Source organism: Variovorax paradoxus (genome assembly GCF_030815855.1).
GTDB lineage: Bacteria > Pseudomonadota > Gammaproteobacteria > Burkholderiales > Burkholderiaceae_C > Variovorax > Variovorax paradoxus_M.
In genome coordinates this window covers 5,482,566-5,499,714 of sequence record NZ_JAUSXG010000001.1, presented here as the reverse complement: position 1 = coordinate 5,499,714, position 17,149 = coordinate 5,482,566, and the positions used below count along the sequence as shown (strand labels likewise).

Annotated in this window: 19 protein-coding genes; 5 read left to right on the top strand and 14 right to left on the bottom strand. The window is 65.0% G+C overall.

Going from position 1 to position 17,149, the window contains the following annotated elements; translation table 11 throughout:
- Window positions 1-464: 464 nt before the first annotated feature.
- The 9 genes from tfpZ to sucC form a co-directional block, all read right to left on the bottom strand.
- Complete coding sequence (gene tfpZ, locus QFZ42_RS26125) at window positions 465-1,229, bottom strand: TfpX/TfpZ family type IV pilin accessory protein (RefSeq protein ID WP_307703763.1); 765 nt, start codon at window positions 1,227-1,229, stop codon at window positions 465-467.
- Window positions 1,230-1,321: 92 nt separating this feature from the next.
- Window positions 1,322-1,834, bottom strand: a complete 513-nt coding sequence (locus QFZ42_RS26120) for a pilin (protein ID WP_307703762.1) — start codon at window positions 1,832-1,834, stop codon at window positions 1,322-1,324.
- A 201-nt stretch (window positions 1,835-2,035) separates the two neighbouring features.
- Window positions 2,036-2,839, bottom strand: coding sequence for a 3',5'-cyclic-nucleotide phosphodiesterase (locus QFZ42_RS26115; protein ID WP_307704306.1), 804 nt, complete (start codon window positions 2,837-2,839; stop codon window positions 2,036-2,038).
- Window positions 2,840-2,868: 29 nt separating this feature from the next.
- Window positions 2,869-5,130 carry a CHASE2 domain-containing protein gene (locus QFZ42_RS26110; RefSeq protein WP_307703761.1) on the bottom strand — a complete coding sequence of 754 codons (2,262 nt, stop codon included), beginning with the start codon at window positions 5,128-5,130 and terminating at the stop codon, window positions 2,869-2,871.
- 27 nt (window positions 5,131-5,157) lie between these two features.
- Window positions 5,158-5,808: an FHA domain-containing protein gene (locus tag QFZ42_RS26105; protein WP_307703760.1), complete on the bottom strand. Its 651-nt coding sequence runs from the start codon at window positions 5,806-5,808 to the stop codon at window positions 5,158-5,160.
- A gap of 72 nt (window positions 5,809-5,880) precedes the next feature.
- Entirely contained in the window at window positions 5,881-6,687 is an 807-nt protein-coding gene (locus QFZ42_RS26100; protein ID WP_307703759.1) for a Stp1/IreP family PP2C-type Ser/Thr phosphatase, read from the bottom strand.
- A 28-nt stretch (window positions 6,688-6,715) separates the two neighbouring features.
- Window positions 6,716-7,402 carry a TerC family protein gene (locus tag QFZ42_RS26095; protein ID WP_307703758.1) on the bottom strand — a complete coding sequence of 229 codons (687 nt, stop codon included), beginning with the start codon at window positions 7,400-7,402 and terminating at the stop codon, window positions 6,716-6,718.
- A gap of 99 nt (window positions 7,403-7,501) precedes the next feature.
- Window positions 7,502-8,395, bottom strand: coding sequence for a succinate--CoA ligase subunit alpha (gene sucD / locus QFZ42_RS26090; RefSeq protein ID WP_307703757.1), 894 nt, complete (start codon window positions 8,393-8,395; stop codon window positions 7,502-7,504).
- Window positions 8,396-8,405: 10 nt separating this feature from the next.
- Window positions 8,406-9,572, bottom strand: a complete 1,167-nt coding sequence (gene sucC / locus QFZ42_RS26085) for an ADP-forming succinate--CoA ligase subunit beta (protein WP_307703756.1) — start codon at window positions 9,570-9,572, stop codon at window positions 8,406-8,408.
- Between the two features lie 206 nt (window positions 9,573-9,778).
- On the opposite strand from sucC, the gene argC reads away from it, so the two are divergent.
- The gene (gene argC, locus QFZ42_RS26080; RefSeq protein WP_307703755.1) at window positions 9,779-10,702 is read left to right on the top strand and encodes an N-acetyl-gamma-glutamyl-phosphate reductase; all 924 of its coding nucleotides are present in this window, start codon (window positions 9,779-9,781) and stop codon (window positions 10,700-10,702) included.
- 27 nt (window positions 10,703-10,729) lie between these two features.
- On the opposite strand, the gene QFZ42_RS26075 is transcribed toward argC, so the two are convergent.
- The gene (locus QFZ42_RS26075) at window positions 10,730-11,458 is read right to left on the bottom strand and encodes a hypothetical protein (protein WP_307703754.1); all 729 of its coding nucleotides are present in this window, start codon (window positions 11,456-11,458) and stop codon (window positions 10,730-10,732) included.
- Between the two features lie 116 nt (window positions 11,459-11,574).
- Between QFZ42_RS26075 and yiaA the strand changes: the two genes are divergently transcribed.
- Window positions 11,575-12,012, top strand: a complete 438-nt coding sequence (yiaA, locus tag QFZ42_RS26070; protein WP_307703753.1) for an inner membrane protein YiaA — start codon at window positions 11,575-11,577, stop codon at window positions 12,010-12,012.
- A 10-nt stretch (window positions 12,013-12,022) separates the two neighbouring features.
- On the opposite strand, the gene QFZ42_RS26065 is transcribed toward yiaA, so the two are convergent.
- The 3 genes from QFZ42_RS26065 to recA are packed head-to-tail and all read right to left on the bottom strand — an operon-like array spanning window position 12,023 to window position 14,075.
- A complete protein-coding gene (locus tag QFZ42_RS26065) occupies window positions 12,023-12,463 on the bottom strand; it encodes an SRPBCC family protein (protein ID WP_307703752.1) in 441 nt (146 codons plus the stop codon).
- Window positions 12,435-12,905, bottom strand: a complete 471-nt coding sequence (gene recX / locus QFZ42_RS26060; RefSeq protein WP_307703751.1) for a recombination regulator RecX — start codon at window positions 12,903-12,905, stop codon at window positions 12,435-12,437. Before recX ends, QFZ42_RS26065 begins: the two co-directional genes overlap by 29 nt.
- A gap of 54 nt (window positions 12,906-12,959) precedes the next feature.
- A complete protein-coding gene (gene recA / locus QFZ42_RS26055; protein WP_307703750.1) occupies window positions 12,960-14,075 on the bottom strand; it encodes a recombinase RecA in 1,116 nt (371 codons plus the stop codon).
- A 146-nt stretch (window positions 14,076-14,221) separates the two neighbouring features.
- On the opposite strand from recA, the gene QFZ42_RS26050 reads away from it, so the two are divergent.
- The 3 genes from QFZ42_RS26050 to QFZ42_RS26040 all read left to right on the top strand — a co-directional run bounded on the left by QFZ42_RS26050 (window position 14,222) and on the right by QFZ42_RS26040 (window position 16,927).
- On the top strand, window positions 14,222-14,707 hold the full coding sequence (locus tag QFZ42_RS26050; protein WP_307703749.1) for a MarR family winged helix-turn-helix transcriptional regulator: 486 nt from the start codon (window positions 14,222-14,224) through the stop codon (window positions 14,705-14,707).
- A gap of 64 nt (window positions 14,708-14,771) precedes the next feature.
- Window positions 14,772-15,446: a response regulator gene (locus QFZ42_RS26045; RefSeq protein WP_157616436.1), complete on the top strand. Its 675-nt coding sequence runs from the start codon at window positions 14,772-14,774 to the stop codon at window positions 15,444-15,446.
- A 38-nt stretch (window positions 15,447-15,484) separates the two neighbouring features.
- Window positions 15,485-16,927 carry a sensor histidine kinase gene (locus QFZ42_RS26040; RefSeq protein WP_307703748.1) on the top strand — a complete coding sequence of 481 codons (1,443 nt, stop codon included), beginning with the start codon at window positions 15,485-15,487 and terminating at the stop codon, window positions 16,925-16,927.
- A 23-nt stretch (window positions 16,928-16,950) separates the two neighbouring features.
- Here QFZ42_RS26040 and QFZ42_RS26035 read toward each other — a convergent pair whose 3' ends face one another.
- Window positions 16,951-17,148, bottom strand: a complete 198-nt coding sequence (locus QFZ42_RS26035) for a sporulation protein (RefSeq protein ID WP_307703747.1) — start codon at window positions 17,146-17,148, stop codon at window positions 16,951-16,953.
- Window position 17,149: the final 1 nt, after the last annotated feature.

Here is a 17,149-nt window from a genome sequence, read left to right as displayed (position 1 = left end):
GTACTCACAGTCCTACTCCTATCTTTAAAGATAAGCGATAGACCGTGTCCTGTCATTCAAGGGGCCAGCTCACTACTCGCCGTCGCTGTCGGATGCGATGTGAAAGCACATCCGCAATCCTCTCTCCTGAAGCTGGGTACTCGCGCTCAGCTTGGGCAGACGTTACCAGGGCCGCACGACCACGAGTGCGTCGAACGATGCTCGCGTTAGCGCGATCGGCGTCGTACCGATCGTGCAAGGATGTCCAGCTAACTAGATTGACAGCACGCGTCTCTGAAGCCGATCTGAAGGTGATTTCAATCTATCGCTTGCTCTGAACATCCGGATAGTGAGTTCTACCGGACAAGATGAGCACGCGTCCAATCCGAGACAAGCAAAAGACGTTGCATTTCTAATAGCCGACGACCAATAGAACCTCTGCGATTCGCAGCATTCACCTTCTCGACGAAAGCGAAATCGAAAAATCAATTCCAAGGCCGAAGATCTACTACAGCGATGAAAGAACCATCTTTCTTGTTGAGCAGAACAGTCATGGGCCTAGTCTTTGCCATAAGAGGCAGCCATGCGTCAGCTTTAGGCCATTTTTGCAGCAAGCGGTTCACAACCTCTGGTCGGTTGAAACGACTTAACTCTTGCAAGGGATGCGCCATCCGTCTGATGTTCTCAGTCTCCTGCTTTATAGCCACATATAAATCGGGACGCTGAGGCAGATCCCCCCCCCCGACGGCGGACTCCAGAATTAGTTGATTACGTTTTTGCAAGTCCAAAGGTGTCTGCGACGCAACCCAACGAGGACCGGTCCATGACGGATTGCGGAACGCTTCGTCGGTGTCTAACAAAAATCGCCTATCGAGCTCGTGCGCTTGCACAAGATCAAAGCGATCGACGTTGAACACGATCCATGCCGGTCGTGCGACGGCTATTGCATGCAGTCCGTAGGCGAATGCAGCCCCTTGCAAGATCGCGATAACTGTTAAGTCGAAAAATAGGCTCTTCTTCCCTTTTTTATAAACCACGAAGGTCAGCAACGGGCCAATAACTATGTCAACTGCAAGAAGTATTAGAAAAATATGCCCTACACCAATTGCCGCAGCTAGCGGAACAGGGTACCAAACCAGATAGACAACACCCAATGCGGCAAGCGCCAGCAGCATCGAACATAGGAAATGAATGCCAGATGCACGGAAACGACTATTCATTACTGAAAAAGAAACGAGAGCGTTGAACACTCTTCGAATTCTCAATGAACCTGACGTTGAATCCATAGTTTTTCGATAAAAAAAAGAGCGCCAAGGCGCTCTTTTTTTAACTAGCTAAGTTATTAGCGGCAGGCAGCAGGAGCAAAGCGCACCGGCAGGGTCGCAGCTGTAGTTGGCGCTGGCGAGATAACCGTTGCCACAGTCGCGGAATGGCATTGCCATTGGATGGCATCTGCAGGCGGCGTAAACGCGGCGGTTGCATCGGGCAGTGCACCAGCGCCTGTGTAGGGCACAAGGACGAGCGTACCGGCACCTGCACGAGCAGTGTACGTAATAGTGGTTTGACCGGTTACAGCCGCGATCCCCACGGACGTAACGTTCTGGCTTGCGGTCGGAGCGTTGAAGTTCGCGCCGTATCCGCCGGTACTATTTTGGCCAGTGGAAAGAATGTCGGCAACATGCACCTTGGCAGCACCGGCTCCGACAAGGCCTTCAGACACGCGTGCACGCACGGTGTAGTCCTGATAAGCCGGCAGAGCCACAGCAGCCAAAATACCAATGATCGCCACAACGATCATCAATTCGATAAGGGTGAAACCCTTTTGCACGTTGCGTGCGATGGAACGACGGTTCATTCAAAAACTCCAGGTTGGTTGTACAGCCCGGGAACCAAGCCCGGAGCGCAGTACCTTCCGCAGCATCTGTGCCACCCCGTTTGAAGGCCCTGCGCCGACCAAACTGGTCACTTCACCCGTACACAAGTTACATCGAGTGACACAAACTGCGTCGAGGCGCCGCAGGCGATGACAAATTTGTCATGCCAGCCGCCGCGCTCCTCAAAAAGTCAGCACCCCATCCGCCTTCAACCACCGGATATCCCGCTGCGCCAACCCCGCCACCTGACGCCCAGCCAGCAGCTGGATCTGGCTCATGATTTCCTCAGTTTCAGCCGGCTTGGTATGCGTGATGTAGATCGGGTACTGCTTGCCCGGCCCGATGTTCGCCAACTCGTCGGCCAGCACGCGGGGCGACAGGTGCAGGCTGCGTTCGGCCAGGGCCTGTTCGCGGTTGCTGAAGGCGGTTTCGATGACGAGCATGGCCACATCGAGGGCGTTGACGCGGTCCCAGAAGGGGGGGTTGCGTTCGGTGTCGCCGGTAAAGACCCAGTTCGCGCCGCCCTCGGCGCGGCACACGGCAAAGCCGCAGGCGGGCACGGTGTGAACGGCGGGCAGCACCTCGATGTGCTTGGGGGTGGCGGTACCCAGTTGCAGGGTCTGGCCGACGGTGATGTCGTGAAAGCTCACAAAAGGCGCTTCGGGGCTGGGAATGCTTTCGAAGTCGGGCCAGATGACGTTGTTGAACACATGGGCGCGCAGCGCCTCGATGGTGGGGCGCAGGGCGTGCACGCGCACGGGGCGGGTGCGGCGGGCGCCGACGGCGTCGAGCATGAGGGGGAGCGCGGCGATGTGGTCGAGGTGGCAGTGGGTAAGCACCACGTCGTCGATGCCGGCCATTTCGTCGAGCGTGAGGTCGCCCACGCCGGTGCCCGCATCGACGAGCAGGTCGGTATCGACCAGGAACGAAGTGGTACGGCAGTCTTTGGCGATGGCGCCCGAGCAGCCCAGCACGCGAACCTGCATTGTGAAAGACCCTTTGCCTGTGTCTGTCGTCATTTGGTTTCGAACCGGGTTGCGCCGTCCCATTCGGGGTCTTGGGGCCGCAATGCCATGGAGGCTAATCGCTGGGCGTAGAGCTGGTAAAGGACTTTTTTGGCATCCGCGGCAAGCAGCGGGTCCAGCAGGTTCCGGCCGGCGGCCCAGTCCTGGCGGCGGTAGGCGGCAAGCACCTCGGCCCAGCGCTGCAATTGCGCGCGTTGCTGCTGTGCGGCGGCGGTCTGGGCGCCGGTGTCGGCGGCCCACGGGGTGAACACGGCCACGGCCTGCGCCTTGCCCTTGACGAGCACGCTGTCCAGCTCCTGCCAGAGGAAGCCGGGCGCAAGGTCGCGCGTGGCGCCGCTTGCGACGATTTCGACGCCGTAGTGCGCGCTCAGGCCCTCGAGGCGGGACGCGAGGTTGACCGCGTCGCCGACCACGGTGTAGCTGCGCCGCGCGGCGGAGCCCATGTCGCCCACGCTCATGACGCCGCTGTTGATGCCGATGCCGACGCTGATCTGGGGGCGCCCGTCGGTGCCGTGGGCCTTGTTGACGTCGCGCACGGCCTCGGCCATTTCGAGCGCGGCGCGCACGGCAAGCGTGGCGTGGTCGGGGGTGTCGATGGGCGCGCCCCAGAAGGCCATGACGCAGTCGCCCATGTATTTGTCGACGGTGCCGCGGTGGGCGCTGATCACGTCGGTGAGCCGGCTGAACAGGGTGTTCAGAAAGCTCTGCAGTTCGGCCGGCGTCATCTGCTCGGAAAGCCGGGTGAACTCGCGCATGTCGCAGAACATCACGGTCATGTTCTTGCTCTCGGCGCGCATGCTGTAGCGGCCGGGGGTCACGAGCATTTCGTCGACCAGCTGCGGCGGCACGTAGGTGCCGAAAAGCCGCACCAAGCCGCGCCGCACGCGCGACTCGATGAAGTAGCCCCAGCCCATGTTGAAGACGAAGGCGAGCGTCACCATGGCCAGCACCGACGCCATCGGCAGCACGAGGCTGTGGTTCTTGTAGAGCCAGGCGTTCACGCCGACCAGCACCGCGACGGTGACGATGCCCAGCACCACGGCGCGCGGCGCTGGCAGCAGCGTGAGGCCGAGCGCCAGCACGAGCCCGGCGGCCAGCACGTTCAGCACTTCGTAGCCAGGCGCGTAGTCGGGCACCGCGAGCAGGCGGTGGTCGAGCATGGCCGAGACGACGTTGGCATGCACTTCGACGCCGGGAAACGCGGCGCCGACGGGCGTGGCGCGCAGGTCTTGCAGGCCCGGCGCGGTGGCGCCCACGAGCACGATGCGGTCCTTCAGCTCGCCCGGCGCGAGCCGGCCTTCGAGCACGTCGCCGGCCGGCACATAGCGGAACGAGCCGCCGTCCGCGCCGCCAGGGCCGCGAAACGGCACCTGCATGCTGGCGGTCTCGTCGACCGGCAGGCGCAGGCCGCCCACGATCAGCGACTGCAGCCGGGGCGCGCCGCCACCGGGGGCAAAGGCCGGCAACACGGGCGGCGCGCCGTTGGCGAGTCTGTAGACGGCGAGCCCCAGCGATTCGTAGTAGCCGGGCCGGCCCCGGTCGCCTTCATAGCGGGCGATGAGCGGCACGGTGCGGATCACGCCGTCGTCGCCGGACCCGACCAGCGTGTTGAGAAACCCCGAAGCGGGCGCGGCGGCGGCCAGCACCGGGAGGTTGGCGCCGAAACCGTTCCACTCCGTGGCATACCGGTGCCCTGGCGGAAAGGCTTCGGGCGTCAACAACGGCGCCGCCGGCAACTGCCCCTTGGCGCCGCCCTTTTCGGTTCGCGTGAAGTAGTAGCCGAGCGCCACGCGCTGGCCTTCCATCGCCTTGGCAAAGGTGGCGTCGTTGTCGAGCGTGGGCGCGAGCCGTTCGATTTCCCCGGCCAGGCCCGGCATGTCGCGCAGCGGTCCGCGCGCAATCTGGCGAAGCTTGTCGAGGCCCGAGCTTCGGTCCGGCTCGACGAACATCACGTCGAAGCCCAGCACCGCCACCTGCTGGCGCCCGGTGAGTTCCTCGGTCAGCCGGGCGAGCTTGTCGCGCGCCCAGGGCCACTGCCCTTGTCTGGCGAGGCTGGCGTCGTCGACGTCCACGATCACGATGCGGGGGTCGAGCGTGCCCGGCATGGTGGCGCGCAGGCGGGTGTCGTAGATCAGGTGGTCAAGCCGGTCGAGGGCACCCAGGCGCCAGGCGCCGGTGGCATGCGCCAGCGCCAGCAAAACCGGCAGCAGCGTGATGACGATCCGCGGCCAGTGCCGCCTGAGCGCATTCATGGCGTCAGCCCCGCGCGGGCGTCGAGCTCAGACCCGAACGAACTGCATGCGCGTGGCGCCGCCGAGTTCCAGCACGTCGCTTTCCTGCAGCCCGACGGCGTCGGCGCCGAGCGGGGCGCCATTGAGCGTGACCTCGCCCATGACGCTGGCCGCCACGTAGCCTTGCCGGCGGCGCGTGACAACCGCCACGGCCACGCCGGGCTTGCCGATGGTGGTGACGACCTTCTGCAGTGGCACGTCTTGCCCGCCGTGGGTGTCCGAGAGAACGCGCAGCATCGGCACCCCGAGTTCGACCAGCGCGCCGGCTTCGGTGGGCGCGGACGAGAGCGGAATGGAAGAAGGAAAGTCGCCCGATCCGTTGCGCGCCGAACCCGTGTCGAGTTCCACGTTGCTGCGGGCGCGGAAGTGAATGCGGCAACCGCCGAGCTCGATGACGTCGTTGTCCTTGAGCACCTGCTTCTGGACGACGAGCGCATTGACGTAGGTGCCGTTGGTGCTGTTGAGATCTTCAAGTTCGACTTCGCCGCCGCGCATGTGCAGCACGGCATGCTCGCCGCTGACCGCCAGATTGTCGATGACGATGTCGTTGTAGGCGCGCCGCCCCAGCGTGGTCCGGTCTTTGGCGAGCGCCACTTGCCCGATGACAACGCCATCGATCGAAATGATCATTTTCGGCATTGCCGACTCTCCAGGTGCAGAAATTGATTGATGGCAAGCGGACGAACGACAAGCGGTCGTCCGGGCTTGGAGCTAGGCGGCACCAGGCGCGTCACCGACGTGCGCTTTTGCCAGAACAACCGAAATGTTATCCCGGCCGCCATTGTCGTTTGCAATTGCAACCAAAAGTGATGCTTTCTGCTGAAGTCCGACATCGTGATTCAAAAGCGTGAAAAGCTGCGCATCCGAGATCATTTCACTGAGCCCGTCGGAGCAAAGCAGGTAGAGATCATCCGGCCTTGCGGTGTGTTCATGCATCTCCAGCAAGACCTGGGCCTCCACGCCGACCGCCCGCGTCACCAGGTTGCGGTGGGGCGAATGCAGGGCCTCCTCGGCGGTGATTGCGCCCGCGTCGAGTTGCTGCTGGCGCAGTGAATGGTCGCGCGTGAGCTGCTCGAGCTTGTTGTTGCGAAGCCGGTAGCAGCGCGAATCGCCGATGTGGCCGACCAGCACACGCTGGGGCCTGAAGGCCGCCAGCACCAGGGTCGTGCCCATGCCCTGCAGCTCGTCGTTGGCAATGCCGGCTTCGAGAATGGCCGAATTCGCCTCGTCGGTGGCGGCCTGCAGGGCGCGCCGGATCACGCGCGCCGGCGCCTGCGGCCCGGCCTGCGCATACCAGCGGCCGAAGCTGGTGTGCACCAGCGACACGGCCATGGCGCTGGCCACCTCGCCACCCTTGTAGCCCCCCATGCCGTCGGCCAGCACGGCGAGGCCGAGCGCCGGGTCCACATGAAGGTCGTCCTCGTTGTGGGCACGCGCGCGGCCGACATCGGTCAGCGCGGCGAACTCCCAGGACAGCGGAGGCCGGTTGGAAAAGAGGGACGCGCCGACACTCGCCATGTTTTACAGAAGTGGACGCGCGGTGATGTCAGTGCCCCGCAGCGGCGCGCGCGCGCCGTTGCAGCAAGCGGCCCGCGGCCACGACGAACAGCGCACCGGCGGCCGCGGCCGCATAGTGCAGCCAGGGGTTGGCCGCAAGAACGCCGTGCAGCGACACGTCGCTCACGATCGTTTCGCCGCCGACCCAGCCGATGAGTGCGGCGCCCAGCATGACGATGATCGGAAAACGTTCCATCAGCTTGATCATGAGCGTGCTGCCGAAAATCACCAGCGGAATGCTGATGGCCAGGCCGAGCACCAGCAGCACCATGCTGCCCTGCGCGGCGGCCGCCACGGCAATCACGTTGTCCAGGCTCATGACCAGGTCCGCCAGCAGGATGGTGCGCACGGCCGCGATCATGCTGCCGTATTCCTTGCTTTCGCCGTCGCCTTCATCTTCCTCGCTCAGCAGCTGCAGGCCGATCCACAGCAGCAGCAGGCCGCCGACGATCTGCAGATAGGGCAGCGCCAGCAGCTTGGCCGCGACGATGGTCAGCACGATGCGCAGCACCACGGCTGCGCCCGAGCCGAACAGCACGGCCTTTTGCTGCTGCGCGGGCGGCAGCGAACGGGCCGCCATGGCAATCACCACGGCGTTGTCACCCGAAAGAATGATGTTGATCCAGACAATCTTGACCAGGCCGATCCAGAAATCGGTGCTTTGAAGGAGTTCCATGTCTCTGTTCCACTGTGTTGTAGTGAAAAAAGCGCCCGCAGGGTTTGCGGGCGCTTTTTTCTTTTTACGTGGTGCGCAGGAGAGGATACCTGCTGCGGCTTAGAGCTGTGCCTTGAGCAGCTTGGCCAGTTCCGAGAAGTTGCGCGTCACGGTGAAGCCGCACTCTTCCATGATGGCGAGCTTGGCATCGGCCGTGTCGGCACCGCCCGAGATCAGCGCACCGGCGTGGCCCATGCGCTTGCCGGGAGGGGCGGTGACACCGGCGATGAAACCGACCACCGGCTTCTTCATGTGTTCCTTGCACCAGCGGGCCGCGTCGGCTTCGTCGGGGCCGCCGATTTCGCCGATCATGATGACCGCGTCGGTGTCCGGATCGTCGTTGAAAGCCTTCATCACATCGATGTGCTTCAGGCCGTTGATCGGGTCGCCGCCGATGCCGACTGCCGACGACTGGCCGAGGCCGATTTCGGTGAGCTGTGCCACGGCTTCATACGTGAGCGTGCCCGAGCGCGAAACCACGCCGATGCGGCCCTTGCGGTGGATGTGGCCGGGCATGATGCCGATCTTGATTTCGTCGGGCGTGATGAGACCCGGGCAGTTGGGGCCCAGCAGCAAGGTCTTCTTGCCGCCGGCCGCTTCCTTGGCCTTCATGCGGTTGCGCACTTCGAGCATGTCGCGAACCGGAATGCCTTCGGTGATGCAGATCGCCAGGTCCAGGTCGGCCTCGACGGCTTCCCAGATGGCGGCCGCAGCGCCTGCCGGCGGCACGTAGATCACCGACACGGTGGCGCCGGTCTGCGAAGCGGCTTCCTTCACCGAGCCGAAGATGGGGATGTTGAAGATCGACTCGCCGGCCTTCTTCGGGTTCACGCCTGCCACGAAGGCGTTCTTGCCGTTCGCGTATTCCTGGCACTTTTCCGTGTGAAACTGACCGGTCTTGCCGGTAATGCCTTGCGTGATGACTTTGGTGTCTTTGTTGATGTAGATCGACATGACTTGTTCCTTAGGCCTTCTTGACCGCTGCAACGACCTTCTGGGCCGCGTCCGCCATGGTGTCGGCGCTGATGATCGGCAGGCCCGACTCGGCCAGCAGCTTCTTGCCTTCGACTTCGTTGGTGCCCTTCATGCGCACGACCAGCGGCACTTGCAGGTTCACAGCCTTGCAGGCTGCGATCACGCCGGTGGCAATGGTGTCGCACTTCATGATGCCGCCGAAGATGTTGACCAGGATCGCTTCCACGTTCTTGTTCTTCAGCATGATCTTGAAGGCTTCGGTGACCTTCTCGGGGGTGGCGCCGCCGCCCACGTCCAGGAAGTTGGCCGGCTCGCCGCCGAACAGCTTGATGGTGTCCATGGTGGCCATGGCCAGGCCGGCACCGTTCACGAGGCAGCCGATGTTGCCGTCGAGCGAGATGTAGGCGAGGTCGAACTTCGAGGCTTCGACTTCGGCCGCGTCTTCTTCGTCGAGGTCCCGCAGGGCCACGATTTCGGGGTGGCGGAACAGCGCGTTGCTGTCGAAGTTGAACTTGGCGTCCAGCGCCATGACCTTGCCCTTGCTGTCACGGTTGAGCGGGTTGATCTCGACCAGCGAGGCGTCCGTCTCCATGTAGCAGGTGTAGAGCTTCTTGAGGATGTCGACCGTTTGCGCGGTCGAATCGGCCGGCATGCCGATGCCGTCGGCGATTTCCTTGGCTTGCGCGTCGGTCAGGCCTTCTTTCGGGTCGGCGAACACCGTGATGATCTTCTCGGGCGTGGAGTGGGCCACTTCCTCGATGTCCATGCCGCCTTCGCTCGATGCGATGAACGCGATCTTCTGCGTGGCGCGGTCGGTCACCGCCGAAATGTAGTATTCCTTGTTGATGTCGGCGCCATCTTCGATGTAGAGGCGGCGCACCTTCTGGCCTTCGGGGCCGGTCTGGTGGGTCTTGAGCTGCATGCCGAGGATTTCGCCGGCGAGCTTCTTGACGTCTTCGATGGACTTGGCGACCTTGACGCCCCCGCCCTTGCCGCGGCCACCCGCGTGAATCTGGGCCTTGACGACCCAGACCGGGCCTCCAAGTTTCTGGGCGGCCTCGACCGCCTCCTGAACCGTATAGGCCGGAATGCCGCGCGGCACCGGCACGCCGAACTTGGCAAGAATTTCCTTGCCTTGGTACTCGTGAATCTTCATGAGGGTTGTCTCTCGGAAGGAGGAAGTTGAGAACGGGAGATCTGGGGTCTGAGGCGTCTTTGGCTCTGTTGCTCGCGGGCGACGGCAGCCTGACGGCTGGGGGCGGCGAACAACCGCGGACTGTATCATGGTGCGGCGCACCAATACTCGACGTGACCTTGCGGTCAATACGTACTTTCTTCTAGCGACCCCACGGATACTCCGATATGGCCAAGGTTTTCATCGACGGCGAAGCCGGCACCACCGGTTTGCAAATTCGCGAGCGGCTCCAGACGATGCCGCAGATCGAACTCGTGAGCATCGCGCCCGAGCTGCGAAAAGACGCGAACGCCAAGCGCGAGCTGATGGCCGGCGTCGACCTGGTGGTGCTGTGCCTGCACGACGACGCGGCGCGCGAGTCGGTCGCGCTGATCGACCAGCTGCCCGGCAAGAAGCCCAAGATCATCGACGCCTCCACCGCGCACCGCGTGGCGCCCGGCTGGGTGTTCGGCTTCCCTGAACTGGCGGAAGGCCACTGGCAGGCCGTGGCCGCGGCCGACCGCGTCGGCAACCCGGGCTGCTATGCCACCGGCGCCATCGCCATCGTGCGTCCGCTGGTCGATGCAGGGCTGCTGCCCGCCGATTTCCCGATTTCGCTGCCCTCGGTGAGCGGCTATTCGGGCGGCGGACGGGCCATGATCGAAGACTACGAAAAGGGCGCGGCGCCGCTGTTCGAGACCTACGCACTCGGCCTCAAGCACAAGCACATTCCCGAAATCATGAAGTACACCGGCCTGACCCGCCGGCCGGTCTTCATTCCCTCGGTAGGCAACTTCAAGCAGGGCATGCTCGTGCAACTGCCGCTGCACCTCGACCTGCTGCCCGGCCAGCCGAAGGCCGGCGACCTGCACGACGCCATCGCCGCGCACTACGCCAGGAGCAACACGCCCGAACAGTTCGTGAAAGTGCTGCCGCCCACCAGCGACGGCAAGCTCGACGCGCTGGCGCTCAACGACACCAACCAGCTCGAGATCCGCGTGTTCCCGAACGAAGACCACCGCCATGCCGTGGTGATTGCGCGCCTCGACAACCTGGGCAAGGGCGCCAGCGGCGCCGCGGTGCAGAACCTGAAGCTGATGCTGGCGCTCTGAGCGAGCGCCGCGCATCTCTTCCTTTTTTCAGCTGACGAGCCAGAGCCCCACGCCCAGCAGGGCTGCGTGCACGCCCAGCGCGATATAGAGCGGCTTGCGCGAAGGCGTCGACATTTCCTGCAGCGTTTCGTTGATGCGGCGCGTGAGCAGGGCGCGCAGCGCCGGGTCTTGGGCCGCACCCTCCCCCGCCACCGGCTCGCCATGCTCGGCGCGGCCTTGCTGCCACTCGGCCAGCATCTCGCTGAGCGGCAGCCGGTTCAGCACGAAGGCCACCACCGATCGAACCGCCTTGCCCTCACCCAGCACGGGCGCGAGCTGCTTGCTCAGCGCGTCCACCGACAGCCAGTCGGCCGCGCGCTGCAGCGTGCCGTGGGTGCGCGGCATCGCCTCGATGCGGCCTGCAACGGCACCGGCCAGCCGCTGCGACACGGCTTCGCCGCGCGCGGCGACCAGATGCTGCATCGCCTTGGCGCGGCCTTGCCGCACGCCCAGCATCGCGTAGACGGCAACGAACAGGAGCAGCAGCATCGCGACCAGCAGCGGCGGCGACGTGATCAGCGCCAGGAACGCGCCGGCACCACCGGCCCGCGCCGCCGTGTTGCCCGGTCCGTGCAGCTGGCCCAGGTAGAAGAAGAAGACGCCGCCGCCAAGCACGAGGCCGAGCAGCCCGCCCTTGATGGCCGAGCCGGCAAAGGCGAACCCGGCCTTGGCGCCGGTGCGGACCAGGGACGGCTGGCTGACAGGTTCTGACGGCATGAAAAGAACTCCTCCGGTTGTTTTTGGAAGCCGCCTCGTGCGAGGGCGGTCGGCGCCGATCATGCCATCGGCATCCGACACCATAATCGCGCCACACCACAACGAGGAGGATCGCCATGGCAGTCAAGTTCCAAAAACCGACCGGCGCGTTCGTCGCCGCATCCTGGGCCGCGCTGATCATCGGCGCCATCGTCTACCTGGTCGGGCTGTGGAACGCCTCGATGCAGCTCAACGAGAAGGGCTACTACTTCACCATCCTCATGTACGGCCTGTTCTCCGCGGTGTCACTGCAGAAGACCGTGCGCGACCGGATCGAGGGCATGACGGTGACCGGCATCTACTACGGCCTGTGCTGGGTCTCGCTGTTGCTGTCGGTGGCCCTGCTCGCCGTCGGTCTCTTCAACGCCACGCTGGCCGCCAGCGAAAAGGGCTTCTACGCCATGGCCTTCCTGCTGAGCCTGTTCGGCGCCGTGGCCGTGCAGAAGAACGTGCGCGACATCGCTGCGCACAAGGGCGAGACGACGCCGCTCGACGACGTTCCCGAAGCGGGCTGAAATTGCCGGCTCAGCCTTCTTCGAGCAAGCGCTGCAGCGCCTGCAGGTCGCGCGCGATCCACTGCGCGTCGCGCTCGAAAGCCGCATCGTCCATGTGCGGCTGGCGCAGCAGGGTGAACTGCAGCTCGCACGCGTCCGGCGCCACGCCGATCACGCGAAACGGCAGGTAGACCTCGGGCACGCCTTCGGGCGCGACCCAGTGGTCGAGCACGCCGAACTCGTTGGGCGGTGCAAAGCGCATGCGGACGTTGCCGCTCTCGGGCGTGGTCGCGGTCCAGTGGTCGCCATGCGGCACCAGCGCGCTTTTGGCCAGGCCGCTGGCCCAATCGGGCAGCCGCGCGGGGTCGGCGGCGAGCTTGTAGGCGCGGCGCCATTCGCAAGCCACGCGCTGCGTGACGACGCGGGACTGCGCGCCGGGACTTTCATTCGTCTGCTGCTTGATCATCGTCATCGAAGTCGCTCCTGAGGACCTTGGCCACGACAGCGCCCGAAAAGCCGCGCGCCATCAGGAATCGCATCTGCTTCGCCCTCTCCTTCGCATCGGCGGGCGCCGCGTCGAAGCGGCGGCGCCACAGGGCCGTGGCGCGTGCCACTTCGGTGTCCTGCAGGCTGGCGACGGCTTCCGCGATGGCTTCGGGCGCAATGCCCTTGGCCTGCAGTTCCTGCCGCACCCGCAAGGCGCCCGAGCGGGCAGCGCGCTGGTTCAGCACAGAAGCCACCACGCGCGGCTCGCTGATGAAGTCCTTGGCGGCCAGTTCGTCGAGCGCGCGGGCCAGCGTGCCAGGTTCTTCCTCGTGCCTGGCCAGCTTGCGCTCCAACTCCGCGCGCGAATGCTCGCGCTGGCTCAGGAGCCGCAATGCGCGGCCTTTGAGGGAGGGGGCACCGAAAGCCATGCCTGGTTTCTCGCGCGGCCTCGTGGGAGGCGACGCTGTCTTGCTTGCTAGCCTTTACTCGCCCTTGTCGGCCTTCTCTGCCTTGGCCGCCTTCGCAGGCTTCTCGGCCTTTTCGGGCGTGGCACCGGCATCGGCTGCCAGCAGCGGAATGCCCAGCGATTCGCGCACCTTGTTCTCGATTTCGCGCGACAGCTCGGGGTTCTCGCGCAGGAACTCGCGGGCGTTGTCGCGGCCCTGGCCGATTTTTTCGCCGTTGTAGGCGTACCAGGCACCCGACTTGTCGAGGATCTTGGCGGTCACACCCATGTCGATGACTTCGCCTTCGCGGCTGATGCCTTCGCCGAACAGGATGTCGAATTCGGCCGTCTTGAACGGAGGGCTGACCTTGTTCTTCACCACCTTGACCTTGGTTTCGTTGCCGATGGCTTCGTCGCCCTTCTTGATGGTGCCGATGCGGCGGATGTCCAGGCGCACCGAGGCGTAGAACTTCAGCGCGTTGCCGCCGGTGGTGGTTTCGGGCGAGCCGAACATCACGCCGATCTTCATGCGGATCTGGTTGATGAAGATGACCATGCAGTTGGTCTTCTTGATGGTGGCGGTGAGCTTGCGCAACGCCTGGCTCATCAGGCGGGCCTGCAGGCCGGGCAGCGAGTCGCCCATTTCGCCTTCGATTTCGGCCTTGGGCGTGAGCGCGGCGACCGAGTCGATGACGATCAGGTCGACGGCGCCCGAGCGCACCAGCGAATCGACGATTTCAAGTGCCTGCTCGCCGGTGTCGGGCTGGCTGATCAGCAGGTCCGACAGGTTCACGCCGAGCTTCTGGGCGTACTGCACGTCGAGCGCATGCTCGGCGTCGACGAAAGCGCAGGTGCCGGCCTGCTTCTGCATGGCGGCGATGACCTGCAGGGTGAGCGTGGTCTTGCCCGACGATTCAGGGCCGTAGATTTCGATGACGCGGCCGCGCGGCAGGCCGCCGACGCCCAGCGCGATGTCCAGGCCCAGCGAGCCGGTGGAGACCACCTGGATGTCTTCGAGCGCCTCGCCCTCGCCGAGCCGCATGATCGTGCCCTTGCCGAACTGCTTTTCGATCTGGGCCAGTGCGGCCTGCAGGGCCTTGGCCTTTTCACTGTTGGCGACCGAGATGCTTGCGCCCTTGACGACTGCGTCCATGTGGAAATCTCCTTGAAAATCAACGGTTTGTCTGTGACTGCCATCCATCTGCTTTTAACCACAGGCTGGATGCTTGAACAGTAGTGTAGAGGCTCATTGGTTTGAGTAAACCCATTTTTTGGTCAGTTTGCTTTACTATTTAGCCGATGGCCGAAACTGCTTTTCCGACCGATCCCGACGCTTGGCGGCAAACCCACCTGGGCCGTTTGCTGGGGCACGCGATGCGCCGCTTCGACGAGCGCGTGCTCGAACTCATGGCGCACGACATCGACGTGCCGCTGGCGCTGTCGAACCTGGCCGCCCGCGCCCAGGTGAGCGCCGCGCACATCCACATCACGCGGCACCTGGCGCGCGAGGGTTCGCGCCTGACCGAGCTGGCCGAGCGCGCCGGCATGACCAAGCAGGCCATGGGCGCGCTGGTGGACCAATGCGAAGCCTGGGGACTGGTCACGCGCGGCCCCGATCCGCTCGACGCACGAGCGCGGCGCGTGCTTTTCACCGCCGACGGGCTGGCGTGGCTCGACGCCTTTCGCGGCGCGGTCACGCAGGCCGAGCGCGAGTTCCGCGCCAGTGTCGGCAACGACGTCGCCACCGTGGTAACCATCGGTCTGGAAGCGTACACAGCGGGCTAGACTCGGCTGGGAGAGACAACTGTGAATGGCGCCGGCGCGCGCCTGAACCGGCCGGAGGTGGCTCATGCGGATTCTGATTGCCGAAGACGACCAGGTGCTGGCCGATGCCCTGCTGCGCAGCCTGCGCACCTCGGGCGCGGCGGTCGACCACGTGGCGAACGGATCGCAGGCCGACACCGCGCTCATGACGCACAGCGAGTTCGACCTGCTGATTCTCGATCTCGGGCTGCCCAACCTGCACGGCATCGAGATCCTCAAGCGCCTGCGTGCGCGCGGCTCGCAGCTGCCGGTGCTCGTGCTCACCGCGGCCGACAGCGTGGAAGAACGCGTCAAGGGCCTGGACCACGGCGCCGACGACTACATGGCCAAGCCCTTCAGCCTGCAGGAGCTCGAAGCCCGCGTGCGGGCGCTCACGCGGCGCGGCATGGGCGCCACCAGCAACACCATCCGGCACGGCCCGCTGGTGTACGACCAGGCCGGCCGGGTGGCCACCATCGACGGCAAGATGGTCGAGCTCTCGGCGCGCGAACTCGGCCTGCTCGAGGTGCTGCTGCAGCGCGCCGGCCGCCTCGTCAGCAAGGACCAGTTGGTGGAGCGGCTGTGCGAATGGGGCGAGGAAGTGAGCCTGAACGCGATCGAGGTGTACATCCACCGGCTGCGCAAGAAGATCGAGAAGGGGCCGGTGCGCATCGCGACGGTTCGCGGCCTCGGCTACTGCCTCGAAAAAATCCAGCAATGACGGCAGGGTTCGCCCGGCGGCTCGGGAGGCCGTAAGCCTTGAAACTGTTCCAGCGCGCGCAGCGCTCGTTGTTCGGGGAAATCCTCGACTGGATGCTCACGCCGCTGCTGCTGCTGGTGCCGGTGAGCATCGGCGTCACGTGGCTGGTGGCACAGGGCATTGCCAACGCGCCCTTCGACCGCGCGCTCGAATACAACGTGCAGACGCTGGCGCGGCTGGTCACCGTGCAACAGGGCCGGACGGAGTTCGTGCTGCCGCAGCCCGCGCGCGAGATCTTGCGCGCCGATGACGCTGACCGCGTCTATTACCAGGTGCTCGACGGCCACGGCAAGCTCCTGAGCGGCGAGGCCGACGTGCCGCATCCCAACACCGACGAGCCCCCGGTCATGGGCGTGGTCCTGCTTCGCAATGGCGAGATGCGCGGCAAGCCGGTGCGCGTGGCCTCGCTCTGGCTGGACGACGGCGGCGACGACACGGCCCCGGCGCTGCTGCAGGTGGCCGAGACGCGCGAAAAACAGTCGGTGCTGGCCATCGAAATCATCAAGGGCGTGCTGCTGCCGCAATTCGCGATCCTGCCGCTCGCGGTGCTGCTGATCTGGCTGGCGCTGGTGCGCGGCATCAAGCCGCTGTCGGTGGTGGAAGCGCGCATCCGCGAGCGCCGCCCCGGCGACCTGAGCCCGCTCGACGAATCGTCGGTGCCGCTCGAGGTGGTGCCGCTGGTCTCCTCGGTCAACGAACTGCTCGACAAGCTCAACGATTCGATCCACACGCAAAAGCGTTTTCTCGCCGATGCGGCGCACCAGCTCAAGACGCCGCTCGCGGGCCTGCGCATGCAGGCCGACCTGGCGCAGCGCGAAGGCGCCAATGCCGACGAGCTCAAGCAGTCGCTCAAGCAGATCGGCCGCGCCAGCGTGCGCGCCACCCACACGGTGAACCAGCTGCTCTCGCTCGCGCGCGCCGAAAGCACCGGTGCCGGCACCGGCCGTCAGCCCTGCGACCTGGCGCGGCTCACCATCGAGGTGGTGCGCGAAGCGGTGCCACGGGCGATCGAGAAGCGCATCGACCTCGGCTACGACGGCGCCGAGGCGGGCGCGCCCGGCGTGGTGCTCGAAGGCAACGCGACCTTGCTGAAGGAACTGGTGCGCAACCTGGTCGACAACGCCATCAACTACACGCCGTCCAGCCCCGAGCGGCCGGGCGTGATCACCGCGCGCGTGCTGGCCGACCCGTTCGGCCAGGTGGTGCTTCTGCAGGTGGAAGACAACGGCCCGGGCATTGCGGAATCGGATCGCGAGTTGGTGTTCGAACCCTTCTACCGCGTGCTCGGCAACGAGGCCGATGGGTCGGGGCTGGGTTTGCCGATCGTGCGGGAGATTGCCAACCAGCACCATGCGCAGGTGAAGCTCGAAGATGCGCACCCAGGCCGGCAGCCGCCGGGCGCGCGCTTCACGGTGCGCTTCGAGGGCGAAGCGGCGCCGTGAGCCGCGGCGCGATCAAGGCGCAGTCAAGGCGCGCCGGTGCCGCTCTTGCCATCCTTGCGGATCTGCAGCCACTCGGGATGAACCTGGCGCGAGAGGCGCTGAGGCTCGCGCTCGGTGATGCCGGCCGGCATCAATCCGAAGCCGGCCAGGTCGCCGCGAGACCACAGCCAATAGCCTGCATTGGCCAGAACGAGAACGATCAGTACAAGGTGCAACTTCATG

Coding starts and splice junctions, on each gene's coding strand:
- sucD (WP_307703757.1), bottom strand. CDS start 8,395: ATGTCGATCTACATCAACAAAGACACCAAAGTCATCACGCAAGGCATT.
- yiaA (WP_307703753.1), top strand. CDS start 11,575: ATGGCAGTCAAGTTCCAAAAACCGACCGGCGCGTTCGTCGCCGCATCC.
- QFZ42_RS26050 (WP_307703749.1), top strand. CDS start 14,222: ATGGCCGAAACTGCTTTTCCGACCGATCCCGACGCTTGGCGGCAAACC.
- QFZ42_RS26065 (WP_307703752.1), bottom strand. CDS start 12,463: ATGACGATGATCAAGCAGCAGACGAATGAAAGTCCCGGCGCGCAGTCC.
- recA (WP_307703750.1), bottom strand. CDS start 14,075: ATGGACGCAGTCGTCAAGGGCGCAAGCATCTCGGTCGCCAACAGTGAA.
- QFZ42_RS26100 (WP_307703759.1), bottom strand. CDS start 6,687: ATGGCGAGTGTCGGCGCGTCCCTCTTTTCCAACCGGCCTCCGCTGTCC.
- QFZ42_RS26035 (WP_307703747.1), bottom strand. CDS start 17,148: ATGAAGTTGCACCTTGTACTGATCGTTCTCGTTCTGGCCAATGCAGGC.
- QFZ42_RS26110 (WP_307703761.1), bottom strand. CDS start 5,130: ATGAATGCGCTCAGGCGGCACTGGCCGCGGATCGTCATCACGCTGCTG.
- QFZ42_RS26115 (WP_307704306.1), bottom strand. CDS start 2,839: ATGCAGGTTCGCGTGCTGGGCTGCTCGGGCGCCATCGCCAAAGACTGC.
- QFZ42_RS26045 (WP_157616436.1), top strand. CDS start 14,772: ATGCGGATTCTGATTGCCGAAGACGACCAGGTGCTGGCCGATGCCCTG.
- QFZ42_RS26095 (WP_307703758.1), bottom strand. CDS start 7,402: ATGGAACTCCTTCAAAGCACCGATTTCTGGATCGGCCTGGTCAAGATT.
- QFZ42_RS26105 (WP_307703760.1), bottom strand. CDS start 5,808: ATGCCGAAAATGATCATTTCGATCGATGGCGTTGTCATCGGGCAAGTG.
- sucC (WP_307703756.1), bottom strand. CDS start 9,572: ATGAAGATTCACGAGTACCAAGGCAAGGAAATTCTTGCCAAGTTCGGC.
- argC (WP_307703755.1), top strand. CDS start 9,779: ATGGCCAAGGTTTTCATCGACGGCGAAGCCGGCACCACCGGTTTGCAA.
- recX (WP_307703751.1), bottom strand. CDS start 12,905: ATGGCTTTCGGTGCCCCCTCCCTCAAAGGCCGCGCATTGCGGCTCCTG.
- QFZ42_RS26120 (WP_307703762.1), bottom strand. CDS start 1,834: ATGAACCGTCGTTCCATCGCACGCAACGTGCAAAAGGGTTTCACCCTT.
- QFZ42_RS26075 (WP_307703754.1), bottom strand. CDS start 11,458: ATGCCGTCAGAACCTGTCAGCCAGCCGTCCCTGGTCCGCACCGGCGCC.